Genomic DNA, 24,397 nt, shown 5'->3' on the forward strand with positions numbered 1-24,397 from the left:
GAAAAAAGGTCTCCGGGAGCGGGTGATATTGTTTTGATGGCTAATTTGACGGTTGTCACAAACTTAGCCGGTCGCCGGGCTTTTGCAAGGCGCCGGCTGAACGAATTGCCGACTTAGGTGTCGGCGGCTTTCGCAACGGTTGCCTCGGCATCCATCCGGGTGTTTTTCTTCCAGCCACGCAGGTTCATGGCGCACAGGCACACCTGCAACGCGATCAACGCCCAGGCCTGTGCCTGCCAGCCCCATAGGGCCCACAGCAGGTTGCTGGCGATAAAACAGCAAAAGCCGAGCTTGCGGCGTCCCGGGCGGCGCGAACCGATGCACCAGGCAGCCAGTACGGTCAGCGCCATGGCCGGCCAGTCCAGCAGGTCGATCCAGTATTCCATCCGATAAATCCCTCTGTGGTACCTTTCGATGTGTGACTGAATGGCCCGGAGCGCGGTTCAAGCAAATTTATGGAACCGCTCTGGGCTGCGCCTTGCCAACACTTCTGCGTGTCAAAGACTACAAGGAGGGCAACATGCCCAATGCAGAAGGCAAGATTCGATATGGCGTGGTGGCGGGCGGCTCGATTTCCCAGGGTGCGTTCATGCCCGGCGTCGGGCAGACCGACAACTCGGTAATGACTGCGCTGGTGACCGGCGATCCGCAGAAGGCCACGAAGCTGGCCGACCGATACGGCCTCAAGGCGTACGCCTACGAGGACTACGCCGCGTTGCTGGCCTCAGGCGAGGTCGATGCGCTGTACATCGCCACCCCGAACTTCCGTCATCGCGAGTTCGTGGTACCGGCCCTGGAGGCGGGGATCCACGTACTGCTGGAAAAGCCGATGGCTACCAGCGAAGAGGACTGCCAGGCGATGATCGCCGCCGCCAAACGCTCCGGGGCCAAGTTGATGATTGCCTATCGCCTGCATTGCGAGCCGGGCACCCTGGACATTATCGGTCGGGTCCGCGCCGGTGATTTCGGCGACCCGCGGCTGTTCACCTCTACCTTCACCCAGACGGTCAAGCCCACCAATCACCGGGCGCACAGCGGCTTCGGCGCCGGCCCGGTGCCAGACATGGGCCCCTATCCGTTGAACATGGTTCGCCAGTTGTTCAACGCCGAGCCGATCGAAGTGTCGGCCATCGGTGTCCATTCACCCGGCAGCGCCGTGGACACCTGGGATACGGTCACGGTCAGCCTGCGGTTTCCGGGGGAACGCCTGGCGCAGTTCACCCTGAGCTACTGCCTGCCCGACAGCGAGCGGTTCCAGTTGCTCGGCACCAAGGGTGAGATCGAAGCGTCGCCTTGCTTCGGTTATGGGGAGGGTGTAGCGATCAGTTACCGTGCCACCCTGGACGGCGAAACCCGAGAGCAGGTGCACCCGGTGGTCGATCAATTCGCCGGCGAAACCGCGTATTTCTCCGATTGCATCCTGCAGGACCGGCAGCCGGAGCCCGATGGCGAAGAAGGATGGCGGGACGTGCGGGTGGTGATGGCGATCGAGAGGGCATTGCAAAGCGGGCAGCCGCAGCGCCTGGAACCGCTGGAGTCGAGGCGCACTGCGCAGCGTGAGCAGCGTCGGGAATTCCCGCTGGCGCAGGTTCCGCCCTTCATCGATACCGAATCGCCTACGCAGTAGGGCTCAAGCCTGCGCGCCTGGCGGGGCGCGCAGGCATGTTGCATCAGGCCGCGCGCTGCTCGCCCTTGAGCAGCTTCTTTTGCATCTCCATGGCCTGGCCCAGTTCATCGAGCTTCGCCTTGCCCAGCAGCTTCTTCGCGGTCGGGAACAGCTCGCTTTCCTCTTCCTCGATATGGTGCTCGAGCAACTCCTTCATGACCTTGACCCGCCCGGCGAACTCCACCGTTCCGGGTTCGGTTTCCAGCAGGTCGGGAATCACCAGGGAGTCGACGGTACGGTGTTCTTCCTTGGCTTCGTAGTACATCTTCGCCTCTTCCTTGCCGCCGGCCTGCTTGATGGCCGGATAGAGGATTTCTTCTTCCAGCTGGGTATGGATCTGCAGTTCCTGCTCGATGCGGTGCAGCAGCTCGGCGCGTTTCTTGACGGCGCGCTCGGTAGTGGAGGACAGCTCCTCCAGCAGCTTTTTCACCAGTTCATGGTCCTTGGTCAGCAGCTCGATAGCGTTCATGGATTCACCTCTTCATGGGCTGGATAAACACGGTCTTGCACAGGGATGGAGCCGGGTTCAAGCGAAAGGGTTCAATGCCGATGATGGCCGGCACGATCAACGTTGCGGCCCCTGGCCGCCGATGGCCAGTGCGGCGCGCAAGGCGGCCAGGTGGGTCAGGCCCTGGGGCAGGTTGCCGAGGAAATGGCCCAGCCCGGGATCGATCATTTCCGAGTAGATGCCCACGCCGTGGGCAAGGCCCGCGAGCGCATCGTGCAAGGCGGACCGGGCGCGCTCGTCCTGGCCGAGCAGGGCCCAGGCCTCGATCAGCCAGAAGGTGCAGGCCAGGAAGCACCCTTCCTCCTGTGCGGCCTGGCTGTAGCGATAGTGGAAAGCCCCGGCGCCGAGCTCTTCATGGACCGCGTCCAGGGTGCTGCGCAAGCGTTCCACCGACGGGTAGCCGAAGCGCACGGCCAGGGCCACGGATGCATCCAGGCGATCACTGTCCGGGTAGAACAGGTACGCCTGGCGCGCCTCGCTCCAGCAGTGCTTCTCGATCCACGCCCGGACCCGCTCGCGTTCGCGCTGCCAGCGTTCGCGGCAGGTGGTCGGCAGGTGCCCGCCATCAGCCAGTTCGATGGCCCGGCTCAGTGCCTGCCAGCAACTGATCTTCGAGGTGGTGTAGTGGCGGCTTTGCTGCAGCTCCCAGATCCCGGCGTCTGGCTGACGCCAGCGGTCCGCGCATTGGTCGGCCAGGCGCGAGAGGATCATGGCGCTGGAGGTGTCGAGGATGTTGCCGCTGTCGATAAAGCAGCGCGCGGTTTCGAAGATATCGCCGTACACCCCGTGCTGGAGCTGGTCGCGCGCGTCGTTGCCGACCACTGGCGGGGAGTTCTTGTAGCCGGGCAGGTCAACGGGCCGCACGCACTCGCCCAGGGCGCCATCGAGTGTGTAGAACACCCGCGGCCCGTGCTCGCCGAGGCGGCGCAACAACCAGGTGAAGGCCGCCTTGGCCTCCGGTTGCGCACCGATGCCGATGAAGGCTTCGATGGTATAGCTGGCGTCCCTGATCCAGGCGAAGCGGTAGTCGTAGTTCTTCAGGCCACCGATGCGCTCGGGCAACGACGTGGTCGCCGCCGCCATGATCGAACCGCTGGGCGAGGACAGCAGCAGTTTCAATGCCAGGGCATTGCGTACCACCGTGGACCTGTACGGTCCGTCGTAGTGCAGGGTGGTTGCCCATTGCCGCCATTCGCGGTCGGAGCCGTCGATACGCTGGTCGATCAGTTCCAATGCCGGTACCACCAACGGCTCGTTGTGCCCGGCGATCAGCGCGAGCACGGTTTTCTCGCCCTTCGAGACCCGGGCGCGGGCCCTGACGCCGAGATCGTCCTTGCGCTGGATGGCCAGCCGTTCGTCATGCAGGAACAGCCCGAGAATGTCGCCGGCATAGAACACGCAGCCATTGTCGTTCGACGCCAGGTAGGGGCTGACGGTGTCGGCCTGGGTGCCGAAATCGATGGCGACATCGAACTCGAGGCTGCCTTCCAGGCCTTCGATGCGCCGCGCCAGTTCGGCCCAGGGCAGGCGCCCGGCCGGGCCGCTGTTCAAGGATTCGACCAGGCGCGCGCGGCCGCTGGGGGTAATGAACAGGGTTTCCAGCACGTTGCTGTCGGGCAGGTAGCGCCGCTCGGTGCGAAAGGCCTCGCAGGGGGTGATCGCGAAATAGCCGCCAGTCCTGGGCGACAGCAGGCGGTCGAACAAGGGCGGCGAGTCCATGTGCGGCACGCACCACCAGTCGATGGAGCCATCCAGTCCGATCAGCGCCACCGAGCGGCCATCGCCCAGCGCCGCATATTCCTCCAGCAGCAGCCAGCCGCCCTGGTCGCGTCGAGGTTCGCCGTGTTGGGTGTCAGGGGTCGAGTCTGTGGTCACGGTGCGGCCTCTTGAACGGTGGGGTCTGTTTCTGGGACAGGCCAGCGAAGCCGGGAGTTCGTCCGGAATCAGGCTGAACGCGCTGCCGCGCGCGGCGGTCAACCGCAGCATCGACGCACAAGGGAGCTGCAAGGGTGGATATCGCCACGCTATTGGAAGAACTGCTGGCCGCTCGTGGGCCCGGTGGCCAGGAGGACGAGGTGCGGGTGATCTGCCAGCGGATGCTGGAGCCGCTTTGCGATGAAACCCGCATCGACGAGGCCGGCAACCTGGTCGCAGTGATCCGTGCCGGGGGCGACGCCGACCCTGCCTCGTCGATCAGGGTCATGGCGCATCTGGACGAGATCGCCATGATCGTCAAGAACGTCATGCCCGACGGCACCCTGCAAGTGCTGGCGCTGGGCGGCGCGCAGCCGATCAGCTTCGGGGTCTGCCCGGTGGATATCCTCGGCGACCGCCTGGTGTGTCCCGGAGTGCTGTCCTACGGGTCCATGCATAACAGCGGAAACAGCGCCAACGGGCGTGACGTGCTCAACGGCGCGGTGCAGTGGAAGGATGTGCATGTCGTCACCCGCCAGACCAGGGCGCAGCTCGAAAGCGCCGGGGTTCGCCCTGGCACCCGTGTGGTTTTCAGCCAGCACTGGCGCAAGCCTTTCCGGGTAGGGGACTGTATTGCAGCGCACTTTCTCGATGACCGCGCGCCGCTGGTCGCGGTCATCGAATGCGCCAGGCGCCTGGTCGAGCGGCGCGAGCAACTGCAGCAGGATGTCTGGTTCGTGTTGACCACGATGGAGGAGGAATCCAATGCCGGTGCCATGTACGCCGCTTCATGGCTGCCGGGCAACACTACCCTCGCCGTCGAGGTCGGGCCTGTGCTCGACGAGTACGGCACGCGCCTGTGCGCCGACCCGATCGTCAATACGGGTGACCAAAAGGGCTATTACAGCCGCAGCGTGGTACAGGGCTTGCTCGCGGCCTGCACGCGGGCAGGGTATGACCCACAGGCGGCGCTATTGGTAGATTTTGCCTCGGATGCCAGCGCGGTGCTCAGCAGCGGCATCGATGCCCGCGCGGGCTGCATCGCCATTCCTACGGAAAATACCCACGGTTTCGAGATGGTCGTGATGGACGGCATAACAGCCTGTGCGGCCAGTCTGGTGGAATACCTGATCCGGCCGCAGGCCGGTTGATCAGAGAATCGGCTTGCCGCCCGTCACCGCATAGCGCGAGCCCGAGATATAGCTGCCTTCGTCCGAGCCGAGCAGCACATAGATCGGCGCCACCTCGACGGGCTGGCCCGGACGGCCAAGCGGTGTTTGCGAGCCGAAGTTCTTCACCGCGTCTTCAGGCATGGTCGCCGGGATCAGCGGCGTCCAGATCGGACCCGGCGCGACGCTGTTGACGCGGATGCCCTTGCTGCCGAGCAACTGCGCAAGGCCTGCGGTGAAGTTGGCGATGGCGCCCTTGGTGGTGGCGTAGGCCAGCAAGGTCGGGGTCGGGTCGTCGGAATTGACCGAGCTGGTATTGATGATCGAGCTGCCGGCAGGCATGGACGGCAACGCGGCCTTGCAGATGCGGAACATGGCGGTGATGTTCACATCGAAGGTGCGCACCCATTCCTCGTCGTCGATGTCGTCCAGGCTTTCCCGGGTCATCTGGAACGCAGCATTGTTGACCAGGATGTCGATGCGGCCGAACCGGCCCACGGTCTTCTCGACGATATCCTGGCAGTGCGCCTTGCTCGCCAGGTCGCCAGGCAGCAACAGGCACTGGCGCCCGGCAGCCTCTACCCAGCGTGCGGTTTCCTGGGCATCTTCATGCTCGTCAAGATAGGCGATGGCCACATCCGCACCTTCGCGTGCGTAAGCGATCGCCACGGCGCGGCCAATGCCGCTGTCGCCGCCGGTGATCAGGGCGATCTTGTCCTGCAGGCGACCGCTGCCGGTATAGCTTTGTTCGCCGCAGTCGGGGTATGGCTCCATCTTGCGCTGCGAGCCGGGGACGTCCTGGGGTTGGGTGGGGAAAGGCGGGGTAGGGTAGTCGTGCATGGCGATTCTCCTTCGATCGATAAGGCTGATATGGATTCGAAAGACAGGGCCGTGCAGGGTTGAGGTGGATTCCGGGTCGGTGCGACGAGCGGTCCTGTGCCGCGATTCCACTGAATCTTTATGCCGTGCCTGGTTCTACCGCAGACGTTCAAATGCCACCGGGAGCATCGAGTGCCGCGCATCATCACCCCGTCCACCCCCGAACACGAGATCAACGAGCGCAATGCCATGATGTTCGGTTCGCCCAAGGAACGCCTGGATTTCTACCGCCGCGAGATCCAGTACGAAACCAGCATCCTGGCCAACCGCACCGACGCCTACCTCACCGCGCAATCGTTCCTGGTGATCGCCTTCGTGTCGTGCATGGGCAACCTGAATCCCGGCTGGGGTCCGAGCTTTACCCTGATGGTCGCGCCGTTCCTGGCATTGCTCGGCGTGTTGAGTTCACTCAATGCCTGGCCGGGCATCCATGCGGCGTTCAAGATCATCGAGCATTGGCAGCTCAAGCAAAGCCATCTGCTGCGCAGCGAGCCGATGATGGGCCTGGCCTATGACGAGTCGCCGCTGTTCAGCGAGGCGGAAACCTCGCGGGTCGGGCATCGCAAGTCGCTGCTGTTTTCCCTACGCACGCCGTGGATCTTCCTGGTGTTCTGGATCGTGCTGGGCAGCTACTCGGTGTATATCCAGATGGCCTGAAGGAATACGGGGCCTTGCCGGCCCCGTATCGATCGATGCGGCTTCAGTACCTGCGACGCTTCAGCGTTGCCAGGGCAACGCCGCCCAGCAGCACCATCGCCCCGGCCAGCAGCAGGCCTGGCACCTTGTGCAACTTCGGTGAAGCCTGTTCGACGGGCTCCCAGCCGTCCTCCGGTTCGACGAAGGCCGAAGCCTCCACCAGCGTCACCGGCAGCACGGCACCGTCTACCAGGGTCAGGGCAAGGTCGCGGATCTCCCCGGCGACCCGGTCCGGAAACACCGGCTCACCCTCGGGATCGAGGCTGTCGTAGATGAAGCGGGTGCCCTCCAGCCAGCCCACTGCCGTGAGCAGTTCAGGGCCGAGGTAGTACTTGCCATCGAGGAAAAACCCCGGGAACTGGTGGGCGCGCTCGATGCTTTCCACCTGGTAGCGTTCGCCGGCCTTCATGCCTGTTGCTGGATCGATCATGGTTGCGTTCTCCTTCATACGTAATCCTTGCCCAGGGTTCCGGCCGCCGCACCCGGCACCAGGATGACCTTGCGGCAGTCATCCTCCTTCTGGTCGAACATCTTGTAGCCCAGCGCCGCTTCTTCCAGGGCCAGGCGGTGGGTGACGATCATTTCCGGTTGCAGCCGCCCGGCCTCGATATGTTCGAGCAGCTCCGGCAGGTACTTTTGCACGTGGGTCTGGCCCATCTTGAAGGTCAGGCCCTTGTCGAACGCATCGCCGAACATGAAGCCGTGGATAAAGCCGGCGTAGACCCCGGGCACGCTGACCACGCCGCCGCGGCGCACCGCAGCGATGCACTGGCGCAGCGCCTTGCCGCTGCTGGTTTCGATCTTCAGCGCGGTGAGCACCGTTTCGGTGGTGCTGCCCTTGGCTTCGAAACCGACCGCATCGATCACCGCGTCCACCCCGCGCATGCCCGGGGTCTGGCGAATGATGCTGTCGGCCGGGTCGTCGTCCTGCTCGAAGTTGATCGGGATCGCCCCGTAGGCTTCACGGGCGTAGGCCAGGCGATAGTCGTTGTCGTCGACGATGAAGATGGTCTGGGCGCCGAGCATGCGCGCGCAGGCTGCGCTGAGCAGGCCAACCGGGCCTGCACCATAGATGGCCACCGACGAACCCTGGCCGACGCCGCCATTGACCACGGCCTGCCACGCGGTGGGGAGGATGTCGGAGAGGAACAGGACCTTGTCGTCGGCCAGGCTGGTCGGCACCTTGAACGGCCCTACGTTGCCCTTGGGCACCCGCACGTAATCGGCCTGCCCGCCTGGAACGCCGCCATACAGGTGGCTGTAGCCGAACAACGCTGCGCCTGGTGGAATGGCTTTTTTGTTGATGATGGCGCCACGTCCGGTGTTGGTAGTCTCGCAGGCGGCGAACAGGTCCTGGTTGCAGAAGAAGCAACTGCCGCAGGCGATCACGAACGGGATCACCACCCGGTCGCCGACCTGCAGGTTGGTCACCGCGCTGCCGGTGTCTTCGACGATGCCCATGAACTCGTGGCCGAAGATGTCGCCATGCTCGGTTTCGGGGATCTTGCCGTGGTAAAGGTGCAGGTCCGAGCCGCAGATCGCGGTGGCGGTAACCCGCAGGATAATGTCGTCGGGCTCGTGTAGTTGCGGGTCCGGCACGGTATCCACTCTGACGTCGTTGGCGCCGTGATAGGTCAATGCTCTCATGCGCTGTCACTCCCTTGGTGGTGGTACGGTCTATTCAGGGGAAGCCGGCAGGCGGGGCAAAGTTCACACGGATTGATCGGAGGTGCGCCGCAGCGGGCCGCGGCCTGTAGAATCCGGCGTCTGTACGCTGCGAGATTCAGCATGTCCTTTATTCGTCCAATGCTGGTGTCCCTGGATGGCCCCAAGGGAACTGGCAAGACCACGCTACTGGAAGCCGTCACCCGGGTACTGAGGTCCGACGGCCACAAGGTGATCCGCCTTAGCGAGCGAAACAACGATCCCCACCGGGCCGAAACCATGGCGCTGGTCAATCGGCTCGCCCGGCACCCCGACGCGGACCTGGAGCTTGAAGTATGCGAACGCCTTGCCGACAGCCGTGCCTGGATTTCCCGGCAGGTCCTGCCCGGGCAACCCGCAGGCAGCATCATCCTGATGGACCGCTGGTACCCGTCCGAGGCGGCATTCCGGCGCAGGGTGCCGTTTGCCGAGGTGTTGCGGATCAACCTGGAGCGCGGCGTACAGGTGCCGGACCTGGCGGTGGGCGTGCTGACCGATCCGCAGGTGTCCTGGGCAAGGGCAGCGTCGCGCACGCGAGGGCTGGGGAGCACCGTCATCCTCAGGCTGGAGGAGCATGTCGCCGCTACCCGGGCCTTCGAGCAGGCGGCGCTGCAGCAGGGATGGTACCTATGCCGCAACGAAGGGACGGTGGAGGAAGCGACCCTGGCGGTGGTGGCTGCGATACGCCGGATAGCACCACCGCCAAGGCTGCAAGACCACCCCTGATTAGAGCAGCGCCGCAAGCACCGTTTGCAGGCGTCCGAGGGTTTGGGCACCGCTGGGCTGCATGGGTTCGCGCAGCTCGTTGGCGATCAGACCCTGCACGCTGAGCGCTGCCTTGACCACGGCGGGATTGGCTTCGCAGAAGGCGGTCTGGATCCACGGCAACAGCCGATGGAACACTGCCCGGGCCGCGCTGACATCACCTTCGTCCATATGCCGCATCATCTGCACGTAGAGGTCTGCCCGGACATGCGCCGAGGCGGAGATGGCGCCGGCACCGCCCAAGGCGAGATGGGTGAAGATCTGCAGGTCTTCGCCGGCCAGCACCTGGGCATGACCATCACCGATCAGGGCCAGGGTGGTTTCGATGTCGCCACCACAATCCTTCACCGCCACGATGTTCGGGTGGCGCACGATCCTGCGCAGTGTCTCCCGCTCGATGCGCACGCCGGTGCGATAGGGAATGTCATAGACCACCAGGGCAACGGACGCGGCGTCGGCTACGGTCTGGAAGAACGCCTCGATGCCCTGCTGCGACGGTCGGATATAGCACGGCGCCGGGACAAGCAGCCCGGCGATCTGGCGCTGCTGGATTTTCTCCTGGAAGGCCAGGACCTCCTGCAGGTTATAGCCCGACAGGCCCATGATCACCTGATGCGGCTGGGCGACCTGCAGCACCGCATCCAGCACCGCAAGCTGTTCGCCCTTGTCCAGGGCGGCGGCTTCGCCAGTGGTGCCGCACACCACCAGGCCCCGTGTGCCTTCGGCGAGCAGCTTCTTCGCCAGGCCTTGAAGTGCCTCGAAATCGACCTCGCCGGAACGGAAGGGTGTAGCCAGTGCAACCCAGATACCGCGCAAATCAGACATGCATTACTCCTCGGGTAGACCGAACTGGGCGCCAGAGGAGAGAAGGGGAATCAAGCGGGGGAGACCTTGCGCTATCTGTCCTGTCAGCTCATCTGACGGGACAGCGCCCCGGTCAAATGAGCGGCTGTTTCTTGGATTTCTTGGCAACGGACAGGCATGCGCTGGCCGGGGCGTGGAGGCCCTGGGCAGTAGGCATGTCGTCGTTGTTCAAGATCATGGTGGTTCTGTGCTGGAGAAAATGTTTCCGGATAATGCGCAAGGTCCGGGCGCTTAGTCAACACCCGAGCGGGACAGTGTCTGAGAACCGCGTTATGGCCACTGAGCGCATGCCGGGAGATCTTCAGCGCCCTTGAGATCGAGCGCCGCCCGCGCGGCGCATCGCGGGTGAACCCGCTCCCACATTTGTTGCAACGTGCCATGGCCTGTGAGATCTCCGTTGCCAGCCTTTGGATGTTCGGCGATCTACTGCGGGGAGGCTGTTGGGCTCGACGCGGTATCGCGTCGTACAAGCAATGCGATCACTATGGCCTGTCAGGCATAGGTACGTTGCAACAAATGTGGGAGCCGGCGTTGCCGGCGATGCGCCGCGCGGGCGGCGCTCGGTCTCAAGGACGCCGGAAAAGCCATGACGAGCACCTGCCAGCCCTGATGCGATCTACTGACGGGCCTTCTTACCTCAGATGAAACATTCCAGCCCAGCCCGTGTCCTGCGCGCAAATATTTGATAGCCTCCTATCATTTTGGAGGATTCCCATGACAACCAACGCCCAGTCAAAGCTGGCCGCACGCTACGGCGCGCAGGACATTGCACCGCTCGATGCCTGGAACGAAACCCTCGATCAGTTGCTTGACCACCGCAGTGTCCGCTCTTTCACCGATCAACCTCTGCCTGAAGGCACCCTCGAGACGTTGGTCGCCGCGGCGCAGTCCGCCTCCACGTCATCCAATCTCCAGGTCTGGAGCGTTGTGGCGGTGCAGGATGCCGGCCGCAAAAAGCGTCTGTCCGAACTCGCCGGCAACCAGGCCTATATTCACCAGGCGCCGCTGTTCCTGGTCTGGCTTGCAGACCTGTCCCGTGTCTCGCGTATCGCGGAGCAGCAAGGGGTTGAACTGGAGGCATTGCCGTACCTGGAAAGCCTGCTGCTGGGCACCATCGACGCAGCGCTGGCGGCGCAGAACGCCGTGGTTGCCCTGGAGTCGCTTGGGCTCGGGAGTGTCTATATCGGCGGCATCCGCAATGACATCGAAGGCGTCGCCAGGGAACTGGGGCTGCCTCCTCAGGTTTATCCGGTCTTCGGCCTGTGCGTGGGCTATCCCTCCACTGAGCGTCCGGCCAAGGTAAAGCCGCGCTTGCCACAGCAGGCGGTGCTGCATCACGAAACCTATACGACCACCGGTGAGGAGCAGGTGCTCTCGGAATACGATGCGCGCCTGGGTGCCTTCTATCAACGCGAGGGCATGAAGGCGTCGGGCTGGTCGGAGCAGGTGGTCAGCAGGTTGCGCAATGTTTCGAGCCTGCACGGGCGTGAGGCGCTTCTGGGTGAACTGGCGCGGATGGGGTTCGGGCTGCGCTAGCGAGGGCGCTCAACCCTTCAGCGATGGTGATCAGGTCGGCTGTGATGCCTCAGAGTTCACGTCCGAAAAGGTGGTCCAGGGAATAAGGACCGGCGCCGCGAAAGGCGATGTAGAAGAAGAGCACCAGCATCAAGACCGGATACTCCATGCCACGATCGATCCAGGGCCAGTTGGGGCCGAGAATGTAAGCGATGGCGGCCATTTGAACCGCCATCGCCGCCGCCAGTGCGCGGGTGCCGAAGCCCAGGGCCAGCAGTACACCACCGACGCCTTCGAGCAGCGCTACCAACATGGCGAAGGCCTCAGGAAACGGCAGGTGCAGCACCGTCTCGATCAGCCGGATGGAGGCGGCCATGGGGTCGGCCATGGAACCATGGGACGTGCGCAGCAGCTTGGGTAAACCATGGCTGAGCATGACAATGCCCAGGCAGGCGCGAAGCGACGCATAGGCCAGTGGTTCGCCACGCTGATAGAACCCGGCCAGAGCGGGGAACAGCAATTTGGGCGAGGCATCGACGTTGCGGACGAAGGGCTTCATGGGGGCGGTTCCTTGGCGAGTGGTCGTAGCGGTGATGATTGGATGGTCCCGGTGGCCGGTTGGCAGAAGTGCCGGGCATTGCGGTCCTCGATCAGCTGTTGCTGCAGGCCTTGGATAGCGCGCGGTAGGTAATGGCTTCGACGTTCCCCCGCGAATCGAGGTAAGTCATCCTGGCTTCCACCACCTGACAGAGGACGGTGTCAGGTACTTCGCTGGTGAGCACCTTGGTGACGTCCAGCGGCATGCCATAGTGGTACGCGCGGACTTCCATGGGTTGTTGTGAGGTGACGGCAAGCGCGCTTGCCGAGGTCAGCAGCGCCAGGGTGGCGATGGCAAGACCGATACCACGGGATGCGCCTGTAACCAGGGCCGTTCTTTTGACTTCACTCATGCTTCGCCTCCCATCAAATTCGGGGCTGGTTTGCCCACTGCACTGGAAGACATTCTGTTTGGGTGTCTGGGCTGGATAAATCCCGACAATCTGGTAAGACTGTTCAGTCATCCAAAACAATCGATACTGCCATGGACAAGCTGGACACCTTGCAACTGTTCATCCGCATCATCGAACAGGGCAGTTTCACCCGGGCCGCCAACGCCCTGGATATTCCCCGCGCCACGGCAACCCTGGCGATCAAGGAGCTGGAAGCGCGCCTGGGTGCCCGGCTGCTCGAACGCACCACCCGGCAAGTTCGCCCCACACTCGACGGCCAGGCTTTCTACGATCGGTGCAAGCGCATCCTGGGCGATCTGGAAGAAGCAGAGTCGGCGCTCAGCACATCGGCGGCCAATCCGCGAGGGCTGCTGCGCCTGGACCTGCACGGCTCCCACGCGTCGCAGATCATCCTGCCGCATATCCAGGATTTCCATCGCCGATACCCGCAGATCAAGCTGGCGATCAGCTGCGGGGATCGCCTGGTAGACCTGGTGAGTGAAGGTATCGACTGCGTAGTGCGTGCCGGTAACCCGCGCGACTCCTCGCTGGTGGTCAAGCGCTTGGCCTTGATGCCGGAAGTCGTCTGCGCCAGCCCGTCCTATCTGCAGCGCCATGGCATACCTACTTCTCCGGAAGCGATCACGGAACATCAGGCGGTAGGTTTTTTCGCCAGCAACCACGACATCCGCTATCCGTTCAGTTTCCTGGTTGACGGACAAGTGCAGGACTATGAACCGGGGGGCTGGATCTCGGTCAACGACGCGGAGCTCTACCGCGCCTGCGCCCTGAATGGCTGCGGCCTGATTCAAGTGTCGCGCTTCCGCGTCGAGGAATACCTGGCCTCCGGGCAACTGGTGGAAGTGTTGGCGGACTGGGCAAGCCCTGGCTTGCCTGTTTCGGTGCTCTATCCCTATCACCGACAGTTGTCGCCGCGGGTCAAGGTGTTTGTGGATTGGGTGTCGGGACTCTATGTCGAGCGTTTTGGGCCGCTGGGTTGAGGCGTGGGGGTCGATTGCTTATAGATGAGGGGGAGAGGGTGGGTCACGGGAAGTCAGAGAGAAAGTCACCACCAGCGATGGTTTTCTTCGCGGCTTAGTGGCCGCACTTTTTGATATTTAGTTCAGTGTGCTCGCGATCTCGGAACCAGCGCATCGATTACATTATGCTTTGCAACTCAATGACTGATGAGATACGAAATAAATATGAAGGAATGCTGTTTGAACATGGTCGAATCCATTGCTTGGGAGCAACATGGAAGCTGCAGCTTCGACTGGATACGGGAATCTGTCCTCAAGAAACGTGACTCGTCCCGGTCGCCATGAACTTCGTTGGTACTGCAAGAGAATCGGTGTTGACCGACAAAGTAGGGGTGCCTTGATTATTCCACTTGGTTAGGTTCTGATTCGGGCTCTGCTGACTTTGGTGTGAGATACATATCAAAAAGCCATCGTTTGCTGGCAAAGCAGCTACGCTTCAATGTGAATTGCATCTCATAGATAGGGACTGTCACGGTGAAGCGCATCCTCCTCTTAAGCGGCCCCATGGCCAGTGGCAAGTCCTCGATCTCCCAATTTCTGCAAGAGAATTACGGGTTCGCGGCAATCAGCAGCGGAGCGTTTCTTCGCGAACAGTTGGTTGCCCGAAGCAAGCCGATTGACCGCCAGCAGCTTCAAGAACTTGGTGATGCCCTGGATGCAGCTACAGACTTTTCTTGGATCATAGAGTCGGTGGCACGGCCAATCATCGATGCTCAGCCTCACATAGATAATTGGATCTTGGATGCCGTACGCAAGCCTCGTCAGATAGAGCTGTTCAGGCTCAATTACACTGAATCAATCAGGCATGTTCACGTAGTTGCACCAGAGTCAGTGCTTCAACGTCGATACGCAGAGCGCGGCGTAGGACTTGCGCAGTACCAAGCCAATATATCGCATCCAAACGAGCAAAGTGCGCGCTCACTCGCGACTCATGCTGACAAGGTTGTGGACACTGACGAGCTCATATTGGTTGAAATCGCAAATCAGATCTTGAAGACCTGGGAGAGCTAGCGCATGGAGAGTCGGCAGATCGTCGTGATCAGTGGCAAGTCTTGTAGTGGCAAAAGCGGGTTGGCCCGTCTACTTCAAAAAGAATTTGGCTTTAGGGTCGTTCGCGACCGTCGAGTTTCTCAGGATGCTGAGTGGAACCTCAACATGCCTCAAACGGCACTCGCAGACCGGCGCCGCAAGCTGACAGATTCCGGGAATGCGCAATGGATGCTGGAAGCTACCAAGGCAATCTGCTTGGAGGATCAGGATGGCGGTCCCTTGGTCGTTGATAATTTGAACTCGCTCGCCGAAGTACAGCAGTTTCGACTGACCTTTGGCGCAAACTTGGTGCATGTTCACCTTTATGCGAGTGAGCCCACACTTAGGGCGCGTTACGCGGAGCGATCAGAGTCTGGAGAGTCTTCAGCCACCTATGACCAAGTCAACCAGCTCAATGATCCGGCCGAGATCGATGCGCTGAAGAAAGATGCGGATGTCCGAATCTATACCGAGCGTTCAGATTCGAGCGACACGTTAGTGCGGGTGGCTGCACGTTTGCATCTGTATACGCCGCCTGATATCAGATGCGTGGATGTGCTGATCGGCGGTCAGTATGGAAGTGAAGGTAAGGGCAATATCGTTTCATACTTGGCCCGTGAGTACGACGTTATGGTTCGCGTAGGTGGCCCCAATGCTGGGCATACCGTGGTCAACTCCGCCGGCACCTATACCTACCATCATTTACCTTCCGGGTCGCGCGACGTAACTGCCCGGTTGCTCCTGGGACCAGGCATGACTATTCATTTGCCTGGGCTCCTGCAGGAAATCAAGGATTGCGGTATCCGCGAAGACCGGCTCTTCATCGATCCTCAGGCCCTCATTATTGAGGATGAGGACATAGTTACAGAGAGGAAAGGACATTTGGTATCAACTATTGCCTCTACGGGAAGTGGAAGCGGGGCTGCGGCTGCACGTCGCATCTTGGACAGAGGTAAAGGGGGCAGGCTCGCGCGAGACGTAGAAGAGCTCCGCCCCTATGTAGGTGTCTTGGGTAATTACCATGGATGCACCTCCGACCGCTTGGAGGAGGCCTATCGCAGCGGTCACTCCATTTTGCTTGAGGGTACTCAAGGTAGTGGCTTGAGTATTTTCCATGGCGATTATCCGCACGTCACGTCCAGAGACACGAACGTTGCAGGCTGCATTGCGGAGGCCGGCATCTCACCCAGCAGGATTCGTAAAATTCTAATGGTTATCCGACCGATGCCCATTCGTGTTGGTGACCCAGATGGAGACCAGGGACACACGTCAGGGAGGCTCAAGCATGCAACGAATTTTGATGAAATTGCACGCAAGGCGGGCCTGGATGCTCAAGCGTTAAACACCGCTGAGAAGACTTCGACAACTCGTCGCAATCGGCGAGTTGGTTGGTTTGAGTGGGATCAATTCCGAAAAGCGTGCGCGCTCAATGCGCCCACCGACATTGTTTTGACCTTTGCGGATTACCTCAAGGCGAGTAACCGTAATGCCAGGCGATTCGAGCAGTTGGATCCTGAAACGATCAAATTTGTGGAGGAACTTGAACGTATATCGCAAGCTCCAGTTTCGCTCATAAATACAAGGTTTACACGCGACCCGGATCCCAGCGATTTACGTTCCTTGATTGATCGACGGAATTGGACTGCACGCTCAGGGAGGAGGTGAAGCATGGATGTCGACATGTTGATTGAGCTTTACCCGCGGGTTTATCACATGGCGGAGCGGGGAGCTTGGGATAGCATCCGCGCGCGTGGATTGATGAGCGCGACGGCAGTCCTTGACCATCTTTCAGTTAAGGGTGATGACCGCGTTTCATTCGAGAGCGAGCATCGCAGTGAGAAAATGAATGTGAGGCCAGGTGACCCGTTTGATATTGTGCTCCGCGATCAGAAGCCTATGCCTGAAGGACGTTTGCTTCAGGCACTCACAGATGGAACGACGCCACGTCAATGGTATGAGTTGATCAACAATAAGGTCTTCTTCTGGGCTGAAGAAGCTAGGTTGCATCGTCTGCTCGGTGCTCGCGATTACCGCAGGCTCGAACACGATGTTCTTACGCTGGATTCAGCGAGATTCATCCCGGCCTATGCGGAAAGCATCTGGCTGTGCCATATGAATTCGGGGAACACTTGGCCCATGCCGCATCGACGTGGTACTGACATTTTCCGCCGAGTGCTTGATTATCCGGTTAAGCGGTCTGGGAAACCGGTTAAAAACGTTGTGGAGCTCGTGGTTGATTATGCCGTCCCAGACATTGCTGATTTCGTGCTTGAAGTTCGGCGGATGCGGGGTAGTGATGTGCTGGGTGTGATTGAATAGTTTATGGGAGGGGAAATGCAGCGACGCCGGTTATCTGCCCGCATTTTGCTGATCAGTGACAAGGGGCGGCTGCTGCTCTTCAACATTCGTTACGACAGTGGTCTCTTGGCGGGCAGGAGCTATTGGGCTACTCCCGGTGGAAGTTTGCGAGACGACGAGTCCTTTGAGGACGCAGCCATTCGTGAGCTTCATGAGGAGACTGGCGTCATGACACGGACTGTTGGACATTGTGTGGCACACAGGGAGTTCCCCTGGCAGATGCCAGATGGTGAGGAGGTTCTCGCCGTTGAACACTATTACGTGGTTCGCGTGAAGGATGAGCTGTGTTCGAGAGCGCTATGGAGTGATCAGGAGCGCGAGGTCGTACGTGACGTAAGATGGTGGACACTGAGCGAGTTGGCAGCCTCTAAGGAGCAGGTTATCCCGCACGACTTAGCGATCCTGTTTGACCTAGCGCATAAGCCTTCGGTCAAAGGACATCTTGATCACCTGCGGTGGCCGAGGTGAAAGATACCCAGCATCGGCAGGAGCATGTCATTTCTGACATTGCATTTAATTTAACATAATATACATTATACGAACCTTCATGCCTTCCAATCAGCCCAACCCTGCACTACATTTCAAACCCTGCATCGATCCAGGATTGCCATCCATGCCGCACCACCCATCCGCCGAGCGCATCATCGAACTTTACGAACGCCATGCCCGAACCTGGAGTCGTCTGCGTGGCGATCGATTGATCGAACGCAAATGGATCGAACGTTTTCATTCACTGCTGCCTCCGTGCTCGGCCATCCTCGACCTTGGCTGCGGTTCCGGCCAGCCCGTGGCGCGCTATCTGATCGAAGCCGGCCATGGGTTGACCGGCGTGGATTCTTCGAGGCAAATGATCGCCTTGTGCAGCGAGCGTTTTGCCGGGCATCGATGGATTCACGGGGATATGCGCAGCGTAGCGCTGAACCGCCAGTTTGCCGGCATCCTGGCCTGGAACAGCTTCTTTCATCTGGTGCACGAGGACCAGCGCCGGATGTTTCAGGTGTTCAAACGCCACGCGGCGCCCGGTGCATTGCTGATGTTCACCAGTGGCCCCAGCCATGGCGAGGCCCTTGGCGAACTCGAAGGCGAGACGCTGTATCACGCCAGCCTTGATCCGCAGGAGTACCGGGCATTGTTGAAAAGCCATGGTTTCGTGGTGCTGGATCATGTTGCCGAGGATCCGGAAAGCGGCGGCCTGACCGTCTGGCTGGTTCGTGCCCTGCCGGACTGATATTCATCCGACTTATAACTAAACTAAATGAATATTTAATTGAGTTATATAAACACTAGCCCTCAAGACCCACTCTCCACGCCTGTCTCGTCGAACCGCAACAACCGCCCGGCATTCCCCAGCACCAGCAAGGTACTCAGGTTGTGCAGCAACGCCGCGATCATCGCGCCTGCTGCGCCGAGCAGGCCAAAGGCCGCTGCCACCACTATCGCCAGGGTCCAGCCGAGGCCGATCACCACGTTCCACTGCAATGTGCGCCGACATTCCCTGCTCAAGCGCACGCAGGTGCCCAGCCGGCGCAGATCGCCGTTGATCAGTACGATATCCGCCGCTGCCAGGGCAATATCCGCCCCGCCCGCCCCCATTGCCACGCCCACTGCACCAGCCTTCAGTGCCAGCGAGTCGTTGATGCCGTCACCCACCACCATGGGCCGGAAGCCGGCCTGTAATTCGCGGTTGACGTGATGCAGCTTGTCCTCGGGCAGCGCCTGGGCGACTACCTGGGTAATACCGGCCTGCTGCGCAACCGCTTCGGCAACGCTTTGCCGGTCGCCGGTCAGCAGCAGTTGCCGGTGCAGGCCCAGCTCACGCAGTTGCGCCAGTGCTTGCGGGGCCTCCTGCCGTAGCGTGTCGGCGAGCAGCAGCCAGGCGATGAAGCGGCGCTCCAGGGCGAGGCCGGCGATAGGGCCGTCGTGTTCCGGAATCGGCGGAATGGCGATGCCCAGTTGCGCGAACAGTTCCGGGCGACCCAGTGCGGCCTCTCCCCGCTTCGTCCTGGCAACCACGCCGAAGCCCTGGCGTTCATGCACGTCGCTCAGCGTCGGCAATTGCTGGTGAGGCACCAGGCGCGCCAATGCGCGGCTCACCGGATGACTGCTCGCTGCCCCGAGACCGGCGGCCAGCTCGATGATTTCACTGTCCGGGTGTTCGCTGCCCGCCGGGATGATGCGCTGCAGGTGCAGCGAGCCATGGGTCAGGGTGCCGGTCTTGTCGATCACCAGGGACGACAGGTCCGCCAGTTCTTCGAGGAACGCCGAGCCGCGAATCAGGATGCCGTGCCGCGCCGCCACGGCGATGCCGGCAATCGCCGTGGCCGGAGCCGACAGCACCAGCGCGCAGGGACAGGCCGCTACCAGCACCGCCAGCATGGCCTGGGCATCGCTGGTGATGAACCAGGTAGCCGCGGCGATCAGCAATACCAGGAGCAGGTAGCGACCGGCATATCGCTCAAGCAACCGGGTGATCGGCGGCTTAGCCTGCTCGGCGCGTTGCATCAGGGCGATCACCTTGCCCAGGGTCGAGTCGCTGCCGACCCGGCTGATGCGCACTTTCAAGAACCCGTCGAGGTTGATCGCGCCACCGTGGATGTCCGCTCCTGGCCCGACTTCCTGGGGCAGTGCCTCACCGGTGATCGGCGAGTTATCGAGGCTGGCCTGGCCTTCCAGTACCTGCCCGTCGGCAGGCACCCGGTCACCGGCGCGTATTTCCACCAGGTCTCCCGGTACCAGGCTGGCGTTGTCAACTTCGCGCACCTGGCCACTGGCATCGAGCAGGCGCGCCTGGCTGCGTGTCAGGCGTCCCAGGGCTTCGATGGCCTCCTGCGAGCCCAGCATGCTGCGCTCTTCGAGCACGTGGCCGAGGATCATGATGATCGGCAACAGTGCCGCAGTGGCCAGGTCACCGGTGGCCCAGGCGCCGAGCATGGCCAGGGCGATCAATTGGTCGGTGATCCCGTGCAGGCTCGGGTGCAGCAGGCTATGCCAGGCCGAGCGCAACACCGGTACTGCCACCAGCAGCGAGGCTATGCCGAGCAATACATCGGCCACGCTGTCCTGCCCCGGAGCCAGCCAGCGCCAGAGCAGGCCCAGGCCAAGCAGGCCCAGGGCGATCATGGCCAGGCTCAGTTGCCGTGCGGCCTGGCGGCGCTCGTCCCCGGACAGCAGGCCGGTGCCCAGATGCAGGTGGCCATGGTGGTGATGGTCGTGGCCGTGATGGTGGTGATGGGCGCTCATTGGAGTCCTTTGATCAAGGTTTGGGACCGTCGAGGATCAGACGACCGCTGTCCTGCGGATCGACCAGGGTCACCGAGCCTGCTCGGGAGAGGATCGCCGGAACCCGCTCGCGATAGAGGCGCAGCATCAGGCCCGGGTCGTCCTGCTGACCGAGGCCGACGATGGTCGCAGTCGCGGCCTGTGCGCGGGACAGGCGTTCCCGCGCTTCGGCTTCGGCCACCTGCACGGTGCGGTCGGCGTTCTGCGTGGCCTCCTGCAGGCGGCGGGCGGCGTCGGTGCGGGCGCCGGCCACTTCCTGCTCGGCCAACTGGCTGGCCGTCAGTACCGAGTTGAAGGCATTGACGGCTGGCTGGGGCAAGGCCGATTGCACATCGACCCGGACCACCTCGATGCCCAGGTCGGTGCCGGCGGCCTTGAGCGCCGCCAGGCTGCGGTTGATGCCGTGCTGCAGGTCGCCACGCAAACGCTCGCGGCGTTCGGCAAGCTGGCTGTCGGTGCCGACCAGTTCGGGGCGGGCGACCAGGATGGTATCCATGTCTCGCGAGGCGCAGATCTGTACGGCGTTGCGCTCCACCAGGCGATCAAGCGCCGTCTCGACATGAGTGCCCTGCCGGGTAAAGGCATAGGGTTCGTTGACCTGATAGAACACCCGCACGTCCAGTTGCACGATGCCGGCGTCACCGGTCAGCAGATAGCCGGAGCCGGCCGTGGCATCGCCGGCCAGCTTCACATCGTGATCGGCCTTGACCGCCGCTTCCGAGCGCAGCAGCAGTTCGACCCGGCGCTCGGTGACGCGCCCAGCCGATGGCAGCATCAGTACCTGCTCGAACGGCCGTGGCCAGGCCAGCAGCAGCCCGGCATTCTGGATGCGCAGCTCGGCGCCCAGGCGCAGGACCACCGCACGGCTTTCCGGGCCGATCTCGCGGACATTACCGAACAGCCAGCCCAGCGCCGCCAGCAAGGTCACCCCGTACACCGCGATGAAACCGATGCGTCCGGCCTGCAGCCAGGGCGCGGCACTCCCCTGCCCTCGCTTGCTCATGGCCTCGCTCCTGCTGGCGGACCGTCCACCAGCACGCGGAACGGCGCGGCGTCGGTGCGCAGGACCAGGCGCGTGGCCGGATTGACCAGGTTGTCCAGGGTATCCAGCGAGCGCAGCAGGTTGTACAGCTCGGGCGCACCGGCGTAGGCCTTGCCATAGATCTGTGCGGCCTGGACCTGGGCGCGAGCCTGGATATCCGCAGCCTTGACGCTGGCGTCAGCTTCGATGATGCGTGCATCGCGTTCAGCGGCGGAGCGGATCTCGGCGGCCTTGCGCTTGCCTTCGGCGGTGCGCTCGGTGGCGATGGTTTCGCGCTCGGCACGCATCCGGTCAACCGTCGCTTCCAGCGTGACCTTGGGCAGGGTCAGGCGCTCGATGCCCACTTGCACCACCTTGACCCCATAGGTGTCGCGCAACTGGCCAGTGATCTGTTCGCCCAGGCGCTGCTCGAAGGCGTCGAGGCGCACCTTGCTCGCATCGACGTTGACCAGGTCGGCCAGTTCGAAGCCGCTGGCGCTGGTTTCCAGCGCCGAGCCGACCAACGTGCGGATCTGCCGCGCGGCTTCGTCGGGCTGGTTCTGCACCGCGCGCATGAAGCGCTTGACGCTTTGCGGCGTGGCCTCCACCTGCCAGGCGATATAGGCCTGGACAATGATGCGCAGGCCGTCCCGGGTGCCGACGTCCTGCAAGCCGCTCGAAGTGGTACGCAGGCGCAGGTCCACCGGCACGGTGTTCTCCAACGGCAGCGGCCAGCGCCAGGCCAGGCCGGGCTCGAGCAGAACGCGTGCGGGGTTGCCGAAACGGGTCACTACCGTGGCCTCGCCGGTGCGTACCTGCACCAGGCAAGCGGCGGCGAGCATGACCAAAGCCAGTGATCCCGCCACCAGCAGGCGGCGCCAGGTCGGCCCGGTGGCGGCTCGTTCATGCGCGTGGTCATGGGCATGATCCTGGCCGCAGCCATGGGCATGGGAGTGATCGGCGTGATCGTGGCTCAATGGGCACGCTCCTGGTCAGGTCGGGTTGCGGGTTTGCCTGTGCCCGGGCCCGCAGTGGGGTCCACGGGGAATGCATAGCTGCGCAGGTCCAGGGTCGGGGCCTGCGCAGCTCCGAGGCGGTGGTCGATGATCAGGCTGCTGGCCTTGCCCAGGCCCTTGGCCAGATGGTCCAGGTACTGTTCGAGGACAAAGGCCTGTCCTGCCTGCTGCCAGGCGCTGCGTTCGGCGCTGAAGCGCAGCTCGGCGATTCGCGCCCTGGCTTCGGTTTCATGGGCGCTGGAGGTGGCCTGGTGGTCAAGGCCGGTCGCCTTGGTCCATGCCTGGCTGCTTTGTTCGGTGGCTTTGCCTCGGTCACGGGCGATCAGGGCCTGGGCGGTGATCTGTGCAGCCTGGACGCCGTGGTAGGCATTGGCCGCGCCTGCTGGCGGATGAATTGCCTCCACCGAGGTGACGAGAACCTGCACGCCGCTGTCCAGGCGATCCAGATCCGCCTGGACGGCCGCGCCTATATCCTGGCCAAGCGCCTGCCGCTCGGCGCCGAGCACGCCATCTAGGCTCCGGCTGGCAAAATCGCGAACCAGCACACGGTTGGCGATGGTGCGCAGGAGCATGGCGACGTCGGTGCTGTGATAGGTCGCGGCCAGCGCGGCGCGGTCGTCCAGGCCGATGCGATAGATGAAGCGCACGTCCATATTGACGATCTGGAAGTTCTGCCGGCCGCCCCCGTCGCCCGCGATAACCTGGGCATTCTCGCTGATATGGCTGGCATCCCACAGACGGTTCGCCGCGGCGGGCGCCGGGCCTTCCGCATCGGCCAGCGGGTCGGCCAGTGCAGCGTCGCCGCTGGTCGCCAGTTCGTGGACCTGGCCATTGTCGACCACCAGGACCCTGCCCAGCGGCCAGGGCAAACCGAGATGCAGCCCGGGTTGCCACACCTCGACCGGGTTGCCGAAGCGCTCGTAGATGCCGCGATTGTCCATCGCGATCTGCGTCACTCCGGTCAACAGCCAGCCCACCATGGCGACCAAGGCCAGCACCGGCAACGCGGCACGGCGCATGAAGTCGAAGGCCCAGACCTGACGCAGGTCGATGCCGAAACGCTGGTGCAGCTCGTGACGCAGGAACGCCAGCGGGCGTGGCGGCCATTGCAACAGGCCGCACACCAGGCTGCGGGCCAGCAGGCGTGGTTCCTGCCCGGCGCGCCTGGGGCTAAATACGGAAAACAGCGCGCGCAGGATCAGTTCCATGGCCAGGGCGCCCGGCAACAGGCCGGTCAGCACCGCAAGGCGTACCGGCCACAGCCGCTCGCCGCCTGTAAACAGCAGGCAGGCGATCGATAGCACCTGCACGGCCACCAACCAGCGGATCTGTGCCGCCAGGTCCGCGGCTTCCGGCCACACGACCGGGTTCTCGCTGGCCAGATGACGCTCCGCCACCACCAAGGCAAACGCCGCCAGGGCCAGCACACCGCCCGCGAGCCAGTGCAGTTGACCCGCCGCGGCCGGCGCCGGCAGGTCGAGGCGCCAGGCACTGGCGACCATTACCAGCGCCAGTACCGCCAAGCCTGCAAGCCACAGCGCTTCGCTGCCCAGGCGCTGCAACTGGCGCCGTCCTGCCAGGCCAATGCGCAACAGGCCGCGTTCCAGTGCACTGAGGGGCGGATCGTCGGGATTGTCCGAAGCGCTCCACAGGGCCAGGCGCACGGCTTGGTGACCGATGGCTTCGGCGCGCCATCTGGCCACGGCCCAGGCTGAACGTCCTGCTGCTGCCAACAGCACCAGGGCCGCCGCATTCATGGCCAGCACCACTACCCATTGGCTTGCCGGATCGAATACGCCAATAAACAGTGCGCCGAGCCACAGCAGCGCCGCAGTCAATGTCGAGCCCTGGACCAGGCGGGCCAGGCGAAGGGTATGCAGGGAGGCTTGTTGAAAGCGCGGTGTTTCCTCGAACTGCCCGTCCGTGCTGGCTGGTTTGGCGCTCATGTGAATACGGGAACTCCGGGAAGGCTTATCGACCGGTTC

Annotated in this window: 23 protein-coding genes and 1 pseudogene; 11 read left to right on the forward strand and 13 right to left on the reverse strand. The window is 62.7% G+C overall.

All coding sequences use genetic code 11. The features are described from left to right. Window positions 1-113 precede the first annotated feature (113 nt). On the reverse strand, window positions 114-386 hold the full coding sequence (locus ACPFMA_RS14145) for a hypothetical protein (RefSeq protein ID WP_420056511.1): 273 nt from the start codon (window positions 384-386) through the stop codon (window positions 114-116). A gap of 134 nt (window positions 387-520) precedes the next feature. On the opposite strand from ACPFMA_RS14145, the gene ACPFMA_RS14150 reads away from it, so the two are divergent. Next, on the forward strand, window positions 521-1,627 hold the full coding sequence (locus ACPFMA_RS14150; protein WP_425928005.1) for a Gfo/Idh/MocA family protein: 1,107 nt from the start codon (window positions 521-523) through the stop codon (window positions 1,625-1,627). A 43-nt stretch (window positions 1,628-1,670) separates the two neighbouring features. On the opposite strand, the gene ACPFMA_RS14155 is transcribed toward ACPFMA_RS14150, so the two are convergent. Both ACPFMA_RS14155 and ACPFMA_RS14160 read right to left on the reverse strand, forming a co-directional pair. Then, window positions 1,671-2,135, reverse strand: a complete 465-nt coding sequence (locus tag ACPFMA_RS14155) for a hemerythrin domain-containing protein (protein ID WP_009405377.1) — start codon at window positions 2,133-2,135, stop codon at window positions 1,671-1,673. Window positions 2,136-2,231: 96 nt separating this feature from the next. After that, the gene (locus tag ACPFMA_RS14160; protein WP_425930598.1) at window positions 2,232-3,986 is read right to left on the reverse strand and encodes a glycoside hydrolase family 15 protein; all 1,755 of its coding nucleotides are present in this window, start codon (window positions 3,984-3,986) and stop codon (window positions 2,232-2,234) included. Between the two features lie 197 nt (window positions 3,987-4,183). Here ACPFMA_RS14160 and ACPFMA_RS14165 point away from each other — a divergent pair, with 197 nt between their 5' ends. Beyond that, complete coding sequence (locus ACPFMA_RS14165; RefSeq protein WP_425928006.1) at window positions 4,184-5,239, forward strand: M28 family peptidase; 1,056 nt, start codon at window positions 4,184-4,186, stop codon at window positions 5,237-5,239. Here the strand turns inward: ACPFMA_RS14165 and ACPFMA_RS14170 are convergent, their stop codons facing one another. Further along, window positions 5,240-6,097, reverse strand: a complete 858-nt coding sequence (locus ACPFMA_RS14170; RefSeq protein WP_009405380.1) for an SDR family oxidoreductase — start codon at window positions 6,095-6,097, stop codon at window positions 5,240-5,242. A gap of 171 nt (window positions 6,098-6,268) precedes the next feature. Between ACPFMA_RS14170 and ACPFMA_RS14175 the strand changes: the two genes are divergently transcribed. Beyond that, window positions 6,269-6,793: a hypothetical protein gene (locus ACPFMA_RS14175; protein WP_420056508.1), complete on the forward strand. Its 525-nt coding sequence runs from the start codon at window positions 6,269-6,271 to the stop codon at window positions 6,791-6,793. 186 nt (window positions 6,794-6,979) lie between these two features. Here ACPFMA_RS14175 and ACPFMA_RS14180 read toward each other — a convergent pair. Continuing rightward, window positions 6,980-7,262: pseudogene (locus ACPFMA_RS14180) on the reverse strand (short chain dehydrogenase); the annotation flags it as partial. Between the two features lie 14 nt (window positions 7,263-7,276). Next, on the reverse strand, window positions 7,277-8,479 hold the full coding sequence (locus ACPFMA_RS14185) for a zinc-dependent alcohol dehydrogenase (protein WP_425928007.1): 1,203 nt from the start codon (window positions 8,477-8,479) through the stop codon (window positions 7,277-7,279). 141 nt (window positions 8,480-8,620) lie between these two features. Between ACPFMA_RS14185 and ACPFMA_RS14190 the strand changes: the two genes are divergently transcribed. Continuing rightward, window positions 8,621-9,262: a dTMP kinase gene (locus tag ACPFMA_RS14190; protein ID WP_425928008.1), complete on the forward strand. Its 642-nt coding sequence runs from the start codon at window positions 8,621-8,623 to the stop codon at window positions 9,260-9,262. On the opposite strand, the gene dapA is transcribed toward ACPFMA_RS14190, so the two are convergent. Then, window positions 9,263-10,126 (reverse strand): 4-hydroxy-tetrahydrodipicolinate synthase, encoded by an 864-nt coding sequence (gene dapA, locus ACPFMA_RS14195; RefSeq protein ID WP_425928009.1) that lies wholly within the window; start codon window positions 10,124-10,126, stop codon window positions 9,263-9,265. It lies immediately after the preceding gene. Window positions 10,127-10,879: 753 nt separating this feature from the next. On the opposite strand from dapA, the gene ACPFMA_RS14200 reads away from it, so the two are divergent. Continuing rightward, window positions 10,880-11,701 (forward strand): NADPH-dependent oxidoreductase, encoded by an 822-nt coding sequence (locus ACPFMA_RS14200; RefSeq protein ID WP_420056504.1) that lies wholly within the window; start codon window positions 10,880-10,882, stop codon window positions 11,699-11,701. A gap of 49 nt (window positions 11,702-11,750) precedes the next feature. Here the strand turns inward: ACPFMA_RS14200 and ACPFMA_RS14205 are convergent, their stop codons facing one another. Next, window positions 11,751-12,239, reverse strand: coding sequence for a DoxX family protein (locus tag ACPFMA_RS14205; RefSeq protein WP_425928010.1), 489 nt, complete (start codon window positions 12,237-12,239; stop codon window positions 11,751-11,753). Between the two features lie 91 nt (window positions 12,240-12,330). Further along, window positions 12,331-12,630 carry a DUF2790 domain-containing protein gene (locus tag ACPFMA_RS14210; protein ID WP_425928011.1) on the reverse strand — a complete coding sequence of 100 codons (300 nt, stop codon included), beginning with the start codon at window positions 12,628-12,630 and terminating at the stop codon, window positions 12,331-12,333. 131 nt (window positions 12,631-12,761) lie between these two features. Between ACPFMA_RS14210 and ACPFMA_RS14215 the strand changes: the two genes are divergently transcribed. From ACPFMA_RS14215 to ACPFMA_RS14240, 6 genes are all read left to right on the forward strand, one after another. After that, window positions 12,762-13,670 carry a LysR substrate-binding domain-containing protein gene (locus ACPFMA_RS14215; RefSeq protein ID WP_425928012.1) on the forward strand — a complete coding sequence of 303 codons (909 nt, stop codon included), beginning with the start codon at window positions 12,762-12,764 and terminating at the stop codon, window positions 13,668-13,670. Window positions 13,671-14,183: 513 nt separating this feature from the next. Beyond that, window positions 14,184-14,720: an AAA family ATPase gene (locus ACPFMA_RS14220; protein ID WP_081263268.1), complete on the forward strand. Its 537-nt coding sequence runs from the start codon at window positions 14,184-14,186 to the stop codon at window positions 14,718-14,720. Between the two features lie 3 nt (window positions 14,721-14,723). Further along, window positions 14,724-16,403 carry an adenylosuccinate synthetase gene (locus tag ACPFMA_RS14225; RefSeq protein ID WP_425928013.1) on the forward strand — a complete coding sequence of 560 codons (1,680 nt, stop codon included), beginning with the start codon at window positions 14,724-14,726 and terminating at the stop codon, window positions 16,401-16,403. Window positions 16,404-16,406: 3 nt separating this feature from the next. Then, on the forward strand, window positions 16,407-17,057 hold the full coding sequence (locus ACPFMA_RS14230; RefSeq protein ID WP_425928014.1) for a DUF7002 family protein: 651 nt from the start codon (window positions 16,407-16,409) through the stop codon (window positions 17,055-17,057). Window positions 17,058-17,072: 15 nt separating this feature from the next. Then, window positions 17,073-17,564, forward strand: coding sequence for an NUDIX hydrolase (locus ACPFMA_RS14235; RefSeq protein ID WP_425928015.1), 492 nt, complete (start codon window positions 17,073-17,075; stop codon window positions 17,562-17,564). Between the two features lie 145 nt (window positions 17,565-17,709). Further along, window positions 17,710-18,324: a class I SAM-dependent DNA methyltransferase gene (locus ACPFMA_RS14240; protein ID WP_425928016.1), complete on the forward strand. Its 615-nt coding sequence runs from the start codon at window positions 17,710-17,712 to the stop codon at window positions 18,322-18,324. Window positions 18,325-18,386: 62 nt separating this feature from the next. On the opposite strand, the gene ACPFMA_RS14245 is transcribed toward ACPFMA_RS14240, so the two are convergent. From ACPFMA_RS14245 to hflK (ACPFMA_RS14260), 4 genes are read right to left on the reverse strand one after another with little or no spacing between them, the layout of a single operon-like run. Further along, window positions 18,387-20,336 carry a heavy metal translocating P-type ATPase gene (locus tag ACPFMA_RS14245; RefSeq protein WP_425928017.1) on the reverse strand — a complete coding sequence of 650 codons (1,950 nt, stop codon included), beginning with the start codon at window positions 20,334-20,336 and terminating at the stop codon, window positions 18,387-18,389. A 13-nt stretch (window positions 20,337-20,349) separates the two neighbouring features. Further along, the gene (gene hflK, locus ACPFMA_RS14250; RefSeq protein ID WP_425928018.1) at window positions 20,350-21,378 is read right to left on the reverse strand and encodes a protease modulator HflK; all 1,029 of its coding nucleotides are present in this window, start codon (window positions 21,376-21,378) and stop codon (window positions 20,350-20,352) included. Further along, window positions 21,375-22,373: a protease modulator HflC gene (hflC, locus tag ACPFMA_RS14255; protein ID WP_420056496.1), complete on the reverse strand. Its 999-nt coding sequence runs from the start codon at window positions 22,371-22,373 to the stop codon at window positions 21,375-21,377. Before hflC ends, hflK (ACPFMA_RS14250) begins: the two co-directional genes overlap by 4 nt. After that, window positions 22,370-24,358, reverse strand: a complete 1,989-nt coding sequence (hflK, locus tag ACPFMA_RS14260) for a protease modulator HflK (protein WP_425928019.1) — start codon at window positions 24,356-24,358, stop codon at window positions 22,370-22,372. Before hflK (ACPFMA_RS14260) ends, hflC begins: the two co-directional genes overlap by 4 nt. Between the last annotated feature and the right edge of the window lie 39 nt (window positions 24,359-24,397).

This window comes from Pseudomonas sp. NyZ201, assembly GCF_049860765.1.
Taxonomy (GTDB): Bacteria; Pseudomonadota; Gammaproteobacteria; order Pseudomonadales; family Pseudomonadaceae; genus Aquipseudomonas; species Aquipseudomonas bharatica.

What these genes read in the sequence shown, in the direction of transcription:
- ACPFMA_RS14145 (WP_420056511.1), bottom strand. Translation starts at nt 386, where the DNA reads ATGGAATACTGGATCGACCTGCTGGACTGGCCGGCCATGGCGCTGACC.
- ACPFMA_RS14150 (WP_425928005.1), top strand. Translation starts at nt 521, where the DNA reads ATGCCCAATGCAGAAGGCAAGATTCGATATGGCGTGGTGGCGGGCGGC.
- ACPFMA_RS14155 (WP_009405377.1), bottom strand. Translation starts at nt 2,135, where the DNA reads ATGAACGCTATCGAGCTGCTGACCAAGGACCATGAACTGGTGAAAAAG.
- ACPFMA_RS14170 (WP_009405380.1), bottom strand. Translation starts at nt 6,097, where the DNA reads ATGCACGACTACCCTACCCCGCCTTTCCCCACCCAACCCCAGGACGTC.
- ACPFMA_RS14185 (WP_425928007.1), bottom strand. Translation starts at nt 8,479, where the DNA reads ATGAGAGCATTGACCTATCACGGCGCCAACGACGTCAGAGTGGATACC.
- ACPFMA_RS14190 (WP_425928008.1), top strand. Translation starts at nt 8,621, where the DNA reads ATGTCCTTTATTCGTCCAATGCTGGTGTCCCTGGATGGCCCCAAGGGA.
- dapA (WP_425928009.1), bottom strand. Translation starts at nt 10,126, where the DNA reads ATGTCTGATTTGCGCGGTATCTGGGTTGCACTGGCTACACCCTTCCGT.
- ACPFMA_RS14200 (WP_420056504.1), top strand. Translation starts at nt 10,880, where the DNA reads ATGACAACCAACGCCCAGTCAAAGCTGGCCGCACGCTACGGCGCGCAG.
- ACPFMA_RS14205 (WP_425928010.1), bottom strand. Translation starts at nt 12,239, where the DNA reads ATGAAGCCCTTCGTCCGCAACGTCGATGCCTCGCCCAAATTGCTGTTC.
- ACPFMA_RS14210 (WP_425928011.1), bottom strand. Translation starts at nt 12,630, where the DNA reads ATGAGTGAAGTCAAAAGAACGGCCCTGGTTACAGGCGCATCCCGTGGT.
- ACPFMA_RS14215 (WP_425928012.1), top strand. Translation starts at nt 12,762, where the DNA reads ATGGACAAGCTGGACACCTTGCAACTGTTCATCCGCATCATCGAACAG.
- ACPFMA_RS14225 (WP_425928013.1), top strand. Translation starts at nt 14,724, where the DNA reads ATGGAGAGTCGGCAGATCGTCGTGATCAGTGGCAAGTCTTGTAGTGGC.
- ACPFMA_RS14230 (WP_425928014.1), top strand. Translation starts at nt 16,407, where the DNA reads ATGGATGTCGACATGTTGATTGAGCTTTACCCGCGGGTTTATCACATG.
- ACPFMA_RS14235 (WP_425928015.1), top strand. Translation starts at nt 17,073, where the DNA reads ATGCAGCGACGCCGGTTATCTGCCCGCATTTTGCTGATCAGTGACAAG.
- ACPFMA_RS14240 (WP_425928016.1), top strand. Translation starts at nt 17,710, where the DNA reads ATGCCGCACCACCCATCCGCCGAGCGCATCATCGAACTTTACGAACGC.
- ACPFMA_RS14245 (WP_425928017.1), bottom strand. Translation starts at nt 20,336, where the DNA reads ATGAGCGCCCATCACCACCATCACGGCCACGACCATCACCACCATGGC.
- hflK (WP_425928018.1), bottom strand. Translation starts at nt 21,378, where the DNA reads ATGAGCAAGCGAGGGCAGGGGAGTGCCGCGCCCTGGCTGCAGGCCGGA.
- hflK (WP_425928019.1), bottom strand. Translation starts at nt 24,358, where the DNA reads ATGAGCGCCAAACCAGCCAGCACGGACGGGCAGTTCGAGGAAACACCG.